7 protein-coding genes are annotated in these 7,576 nt (G+C 62.5%); 1 reads left to right on the plus strand and 6 read right to left on the minus strand.

Annotated elements, in window-relative coordinates:
* Positions 1-305: 305 nt before the first annotated feature.
* The gene (locus ABZS43_RS00620) at positions 306-1,232 is read left to right on the plus strand and encodes an LLM class flavin-dependent oxidoreductase (protein ID WP_355033671.1); all 927 of its coding nucleotides are present in this window, start codon (positions 306-308) and stop codon (positions 1,230-1,232) included.
* A gap of 197 nt (positions 1,233-1,429) precedes the next feature.
* On the opposite strand, the gene ABZS43_RS00625 is transcribed toward ABZS43_RS00620, so the two are convergent.
* From ABZS43_RS00625 to ABZS43_RS00650, 6 genes are all read right to left on the minus strand, one after another.
* The gene (locus ABZS43_RS00625) at positions 1,430-2,077 is read right to left on the minus strand and encodes a hypothetical protein (protein WP_355033672.1); all 648 of its coding nucleotides are present in this window, start codon (positions 2,075-2,077) and stop codon (positions 1,430-1,432) included.
* 118 nt (positions 2,078-2,195) lie between these two features.
* Complete coding sequence (locus tag ABZS43_RS00630; RefSeq protein ID WP_355033673.1) at positions 2,196-2,795, minus strand: hypothetical protein; 600 nt, start codon at positions 2,793-2,795, stop codon at positions 2,196-2,198.
* A gap of 316 nt (positions 2,796-3,111) precedes the next feature.
* Positions 3,112-3,507, minus strand: coding sequence for a 2OG-Fe(II) oxygenase (locus ABZS43_RS00635; RefSeq protein WP_355033674.1), 396 nt, complete (start codon positions 3,505-3,507; stop codon positions 3,112-3,114).
* A 478-nt stretch (positions 3,508-3,985) separates the two neighbouring features.
* Positions 3,986-4,879 (minus strand): PhzF family phenazine biosynthesis protein, encoded by an 894-nt coding sequence (locus tag ABZS43_RS00640; protein WP_355033675.1) that lies wholly within the window; start codon positions 4,877-4,879, stop codon positions 3,986-3,988.
* 460 nt (positions 4,880-5,339) lie between these two features.
* Positions 5,340-5,663: a hypothetical protein gene (locus tag ABZS43_RS00645; RefSeq protein WP_355033676.1), complete on the minus strand. Its 324-nt coding sequence runs from the start codon at positions 5,661-5,663 to the stop codon at positions 5,340-5,342.
* 454 nt (positions 5,664-6,117) lie between these two features.
* On the minus strand, positions 6,118-7,332 hold the full coding sequence (locus ABZS43_RS00650; protein ID WP_355033677.1) for an alkane 1-monooxygenase: 1,215 nt from the start codon (positions 7,330-7,332) through the stop codon (positions 6,118-6,120).
* Between the last annotated feature and the right edge of the window lie 244 nt (positions 7,333-7,576).

A 7,576-nucleotide genomic window follows, 5' to 3' on the forward strand; every position in this document is an offset into this window, starting at 1 on the left:
CGGCAGCGCCGGTAGTACCGTGCCCCGCTGTCCGGGTTCGCGTGGTCGATACTTCTGCCATCGGTTCACTCCGCTGTGTCCCCAACCCGACAATCGGGCGTATGGTCAGTATCTTATCACTGATGGAAATGATGTTCTCATATCAGGATAATGAAGTTCCGATAACGGCGGGAGGGTGGTTACCGCTTTGGTGAGGGTAGGAAGGTGAGGACGATGTACTCGACGGACCGACGATCACCGGGCCGATGCGGCGAGGACGCGCCGCCCTCCGCCCGTCGCGCCATCCGGCGGGCGGGAGCACGGCGATGACGGATTTCGATATCGGCGTCTACCTGCCCCAGATCGGTTTCTCCTACCAGGACCTGCTCCATCGCGCACAGCGATGCGAAGAACTCGGTATCGGCTCGCTGTGGCTCTACGACCACCTGTACGGCCCCGGAGCCCCCGAGCTCCCGTCGATGGAAGCGTGGACGCTGGCCACCGCGCTACTCAGCCACACGGAACGGCTGCATATCGGGCACCTGGTGCTGTGCAATCAATTCCGTCATCCCGCGCTGCTGGCTCAGATGGTGAAAACCCTCGCGGAGATCGCCCCCGGTCGTTTCACGCTCGGGCTCGGCAGCGGCTCCATCGCGGAGGAACACCAGCGGGCGGGACTGCCGTGGGGATCATTCGCCGAGCGCTCCGGGCGACTGGCCGAAACCCTGGAAATTCTCACGCAGGCGTTCACCCAGCAGCGAATCGACGTCACCGGCGCGTATTACGCCGTCCGAGATGTCGCCGTCGTTCCCGCCCCGCGGGTCCGCCCCCCGATCGTGATCGGCGGCGTCGGCGAGAAATACACGCTGCCCCTGGTGGCCCGCTACGCCGACATATGGAATATCCCGACCTACGCACTCGGCGACCTCGAACACAAACTCGCCGTACTCCGGTCGCACTGTGACGACATCGGCCGCGACCCCGCTTCCATCACATTGTCATTGCAGGCCGTGATGGCCATCGCCCCCGACGACGCCTCCGTCGCGGAGGTCAGGGCGAAGGCCGAACGGCGTTTCGGCGCACCCGCGTACGGGCTGGCCGAGGGAGGGCTCATCGGCACCGCGCCGGTTGTGGTGGAACGTTTGCGAGAATTGCGGGCGACGGGGTTTTCGCAGGTCATCCTGTTCACCCACGACCGCGCGTCGGATCTGTCCCTCGAACTCCTCGCCTCACAGGTGATGAGCGAGTTCTAGGCGGGCAGCCGCCATCGGGTCACCAGAGATACACCGCAAGGATCGCGCCCCACAGCACGACCGCCATCCGTCGGTGGACAGGCGCAACGGCGCAGTGCGCACCTACATGAAGTAGATCGCTGCTTCGTCCGAATGGATCGCAGGCCATCGCGCCGATCCTGTCGTCGGCCGAGACGCGGGGCGCCGGGTAGGGAAATTCAGGCGGTCGCGGCGGCTCGGGCTCGGGCGTAGGTGATGACGTCGGCCGACGCGGCGGACTGCCGGAGATCGCGTATGGCGTCATCGAGTTGCGGTCCATGCCCGCGGTCGGCGAGCAGGACGACGATCGCCTCCTGTGCGCCGATCGACGGGTCGGGTCGAGCCAGTAGTTCGTCGAGATACCGATCCTGCTGCACCAGCTGTAATGCCCGGCGCGCGTAGGCGTGTACCCGGCGGGGCAGTTCGGCTCGGATGGCGTCGATGTCGGTCTGCAACACGTGCCCGCCGGGTTGGTCGGGATCGAGCCGCAGGGACCACGGCGCGGTCAGCTCTGTGGGCAGCGGGTGCGCGTCGATCAGGTCGGGGCCGGTGGCGATCTCCAGCGGCGCGGGCGGCAGACCCAGCTGGGCGTTGCGCCAGTTGACGAATTCCCACCACGGCGTGGGCGTGGCGTTCAGGCGCAAACCGAATCGGAGGATTTGCTGTCCGTCGGTCCAGGTGCGCGAGACTCGGGTGCGGCCGACCGACGCGACACCGCCCGGTTCGACCCGTGTCCAGGTAGGTTCGGAGCCGTCGAACCCATACGGCTGTAGCAGCTTTCCTGTTTCACGCAGCAGGCGGCGCAGTGCCGAATCGGGTCTGACCATCCCGGCAGATTAGCGAGGCGGCCCGACACATTCCCGCCACAGGTGTGCGGCTACGTCCACCCGCCCGGATGCGACCGGCGTGCTCGAGGCGAGCGGTATCCAAATGGGGATGAGCTCTTCAGTTGGTGTCGATGATCTGGTCCAACGCGGTCCGCGCGATACGAAGAAACTGGCGATGTTCAGCAAGATATTGCCGCCCGCCCTCCTCGACGGTGGTGCGACACGATTCAAGGTCACCGGAGTTGGCTATGTACGCCTCAGCGAATGTCCGGACCTCCCGAATGAGCGACCTCAGTTGTTCCAGTAGCTTCTCCGCCGCATCAGCGACTTGGTCGGGACCTTCCAGCAGCACCCTGTGCCCGACCTGCTCTGCAGTTTTGAAGTGTTGCCGAATTTCGGCCAATCGCCCTTCCGCTACCGCGACGGGCTCAGCGGAGTCACGTAATTCGTGGAAGTACTGCTGGTTGAGATGGTCTGCGGCGCTCAGCGCCTGCAGCAGATCGAGATAGGCCGCCTGGCGACGCTCACGACGCCAACGCAGATGCTCCACACGCAACTCACGCGCTTTGTCATCGCGGTGCACCGACTCTTGACGCACCTGCTGCCGCTCGAGCATGAGTTGCTGATGCCCCTGCGCCCTTGCAGTGATAGTAGCGGTGAGAGCAGCACCGAAGATCGTACCCAAGACTCCGACACCAGCGACAAGAACACTGATCACGGCCGACCACTCCGATGCCCCTCGTGCTGTCCCGCATGATCAGGCTCTGCATCCGATACCGCAGTCATCCTCGTCCTCCCCCTCAAGATACTGCGCGCCGCGATCCAACGAGACAGCATCACAACCAGTATCGGACGCACAATACGAACGCGCCACGCCGCCAGCCATCGACCTGGATTAAACAGCCTGAGCCCGACTGGCCATGGGCAGCCTCGTTGACTCACATCAGATAAGCCGGTGGGCTGACCGAACGGCCGGGCCCACCGCTATCGAATGGGTAATCGCGGTGGAGGGCGGCCCAGGCGAAACTACCGGCTCACGCGAAGACGATCAGCGGTTCCGCGGTGGATCGGACACCGAGAAAGCATGCCGAAGTCACTCGTGAACCGACGCTCACCCGACGAACACCATGCAGGCGTGCGGCGTCGAACATGATGAGGTCGCCTTGGCAGGGGCGGAGGGAAAGATGCGGCTCACCAAGCCCTTCCCGGTCTAGGCTGTAGTCGGAACGCTTGGTAGTCACATAGTTGTCCTCGTTCGAGCGGCGGTCCCAGAATTCGATCTCGCCACCGGCCTCCGGAGTCTGGATGTACACATTCACGCCGATACGACGCTTCAATTCGAAGGAGTCCAGGAGCGGCAGCAGGCGCTGATCGATATGCGGATTGGCGTGTCCGCCTCTCGGCCACCTTCGAATGATGCTGGGGAGCATGGGTTCACCGTTGATATGTCCGACCGTCGTCCCGGACGGCCACCATTCGTCGCACAGCAGTCGGACGACATTGGTGGAAGCCTGCAACGGTCCGAATATCTCCTCGCGAATCTGCCTCGTCGTATCCGGCGCGGTCATCAGACACCGGATAGCCGCCTCATCGGATTCACTCGCTTCGCCCAGCGATGTGCCGAGACTCCGCAATCGTCGGCGAGCGTATACTGCGCGGCCTCATATGCTTGCTCGATTTCGGAGAGTATGATCCTGCAACTCTCCCCTGGAAAGAATTCCCGATGCCAGACAATATCTGTTCCACCCTCGCAGAGATCTATCAGGTTGTCTCGGTTCAGATGTCGAGCGATAACGAGAGGTGTTGGTCACCGTGCTGCCTATCTCGGAACTTCGATTGTGCCATCATGCGCCTGCGGTCTATCGGTGGGAACCGGACGGTGGCCCCCGCTGTGTCACAAGGGAATACCTAGAGTTCGATCGTGGTCGAAAATACGCTTACCGCTTCCGCGCTGACCAGCACGGCGCCCGACCCGCTGTGATGTTCGATCTCCGCGAAGCCCGGCCTGCCGATGAAATGCCCCTGCTCCGTGACGATGTTCTGCACGGATTCGCCGATATATCCGTTGTGCTTGGCCGCGTGCACCAGGCCGGATTGCATGGATCCGGTGAAGGGGTCTTCGTCGACTCCCACATTGGGGGCAAGGCCGCGTGCGTGCAGGTCGGCGTTCTCGTCGACGCTGCCGACGGCGAAGAAGCAGAAGACGACGATGCCCTCGGCGGCGGAACGCTCACGGATGCGCGAGAAATCGAAGGCCTGCGTTCCGAGCTTGTCCAGTGAGACTACCGGTATATACACGTAGTCGAGCAGGCGGTCGATGAGTATGGTGCCGTTCGGCTTCAACAGTTCGGCGGGTACGCCGAACTCCGCGGCGAAATCCGCACCCTGGAGCCGATATGGAACCATCTCGACCTCGGGAGCGGTGAAGGTGACTCGTGACTTCTCGTCCTTGTTCGTCACCGCCATGTCCAGCACGCCCGCATTGGTCTCGACCGCGACAATGTTCCGGCCGGCCTCGCCGAGGCCCAACCGGTTCGATCGGGCGAGCTGGTGCAGAGCGCCGATCGTGGCGTGCCCGCAGAAGTTCACTTCCGCTTCCGGCGTGAAGAATCGCAGTCGCACGGCGGCACCGTCCTTCGATGGCCGCAGGACGAATGCCGTTTTGGACCAACTCATTTCGCGTGCGATCTTCGCCATTTCCTGGTCGGTCAGTGCGTCGGCATTCGTTACGACACCCGCGGGGTTGCCGCCGAACAATACATTCGTAAATGCGTCGACCTGATGCAAGCAGATCATCCTCATGACTCTCGCTTCCTCGGGTAGCTGTCAGTTGTCGTCATTCACCTACCGTGCCGTGAGTACGTCGATTCGGCCCGAACTCCGATTACCTGTCCGGGCTGAGCGTCATCGGCAGAATTCTTCGAGCGATGTGGATCGCGCTGTCGAAAAGCATTGCGGCACAACACTATCGAAATCATCACAGACCGACGTCATCGTTCTGTCGCAGTCGACTCCGCGTCCCTCAGCGACAGTTGTACGCCAACTGGATGCGTAGCGCGGTGGATTCTGCGGATTGGTACGGAGCCTCACGTGCTTCGCACAGCAGTCGAGTCGTCTGATCGATATCCGCGTCGGCCTCCACCGAGGACCCCGCCGTTGATCGGCGAGGAGGTCGTCGAGTTCGGTGACGGCCTCGGTGTGAATTATCGGCTGAACCGCTCGCGGCATGCTCGGCCGACAGTCGGTTCGGACCTGTCGAAGATCAGGTCTGCTTGTCGTCGAATCGGTTCCGGATGACCACCCGCTCCGAGCGTTTCTCCGCGTCGAGCAGCGTCATCGCTCTGGTCAGGGTGGGTGCGAACAGTTCGGTTTCGCCTCTGTCGATCATGTGCTCGATCGCGGCATTGATATTTCTGGCGGCGGCCAGCAGTGCCTGCGCGGAGTGTCGGTACGCACTGGTCGGAATCCGTCCCGGTTCTCGGGACGGATTCATCCGGCCCAACAGATCGATGGCCCGCAGCAGTTGGTCGACCAGTTCCTTCTCGGCCGCGGTCAAGCCGGGAAGGCGGCCGGGTGTCGAACTCATCGTCGGTCGGGGTGTCCGACGACCCCTGTGCGAGCGAACTCGGTGCGTTCGACGAATGCCGTTACGGCATAACGGGATCGACTGTGCTGGATCGTCATGACGTGCCTTTTCGGGGGTGTTGTCGGGCCGCGGCGTTTCCGGTCCGGGCGCGAGGAGCGACGCGATGGCCCCTCCAGGCGCCGCATCGAAGAGCGTCGCCGAGGGGCGGTTGTCCTACGCGGGGCCGACCTACATGGTAATCGCACGGTCAGGAGCCGGGGTCGGTCCGGACAATGGGTACCGAACAATCGAGCTGTACGCGTGCGCCGTCCCGCCCACCGTCAGAAGTGGCGGCGGCTTCTTCGGGAGCATGCGTCGCAGCCGCCCCGTCCGACTGGTTCACCCTCGATCAGATCGCCGACGTGGCCGACCTGCTCAGATCACGCGCCCGTGCCCGACGCGACAGGTGCGGTGCTTACGATGGGGATCTCGAAGTCGTGACCGATCGGTGACGGCGTCGAGACCGATCGAGGCCGGTGACCCGATAGCGTAGGCGTGGCATGAGTTGGTGACGCTTGGTTTCGGGTTTGGTGTTGATCAGCGTGAGGTCGCCACCGTAGTGCGCGAGCACCCTGTGGTCCATGACCGCGCGCCACAGTGGCGGTACGGCGGCCAGCAGGATCATGGTGGCGTACCCGCCCGGGAGCTGCGGCGCCTGCTCGCAGCTACGCAGAGTCTGATAGCGACGGCCGGGATTGGCGTGGTGGTCGCTGTGTCGTTGGAGGTGGAACAAGAATACGTTCGTGACAAGCCGATCGCTGTTCCAGCTGTCGCGTGGTGAGCATCGCGCGAACCGACCATCGGCGCGGCGTGGGCGGAGCAGACCATAGTGTTCGATGTAGTTCACGGCCTCGAGCAACGCGATTCCGACCAGCGCCTGCAATAGGAGAAATGGAATGACGGCGTAGCCGAAGATCAGGATCAGTGTACCGAATAACGCGACACTCATCGACCATGCTTGAAGGAGATGGTTATCCGGGCTGAACCAGGACTTTCCTTTGCGAGACAGACGTTCGCGTTCCAGAGTCAGCGCCGATCGGAAACCCCCGAATGCGCTACGCGGCAGGAATTGCCAGAGCGTCTCACCGAATCTTCCGCTGGCCGGATCCGCAGGCGTGGCGACGCGGACGTGATGGCCGCGATTGTGTTCGACGAAGAAATGTCCATACCCGGATTGTGCCAGTGCGATTTTCGCCAGCCAGCGCTCGAGATGTTCGGAGCGGTGACCGAGTTCATGAGCGGCATTTATGCCGACTCCCGACACGACGCCGAGCGTGACGGCCAGTCCTACTTTGTCGAGAAAATCGAGTTCGGGACCGGACCACATGTATCCCGCGATGATCAGGCCGATGAACTGTAGCGGCAGGAACAGGTAGGTGCACCATCTGTAGTATCGATCGTTGGATAACGATTCATAGTCTCCGTCCCGTGGATTGCTCCCATCGTCGCCGATGGTGACGTCGAGCAGCGGGATCACCAGGAAGACAATGATCGGACCGATCCACCAGAATACATGCAGCCCAGTGTGTTGTACCAGAAATGCCGGGAGAAGCGCGCAACCCGGGGCAATCAAACCCATAATCCAGAGATAGCGCTTCGGATCGCGAGATTCTGACTTCTCGAAGACCATAACAGTCACCCATTTAAGTCGGACCATACCCGTCAGAGTCTTTGCTGCCGAATGCTCCGCTCATCGCGCATGTCCGCAGGAGGCTACTCACCCCGGGATATGCCCTGATGCCGACGTGAGCGTTCTCGACGTCGGCGAGTATTATTCGGCGGATGCGTTGCGTCCACCCCGTCTTCACCCTGGTACGCAACGAACTTTCCTGCAGACGCGAACCTACTCGCGAATCGAGGAACTGTCAACGGAA

This window comes from Nocardia sp. NPDC005366 (assembly GCF_040606855.1).
GTDB lineage: Bacteria > Actinomycetota > Actinomycetes > Mycobacteriales > Mycobacteriaceae > Nocardia.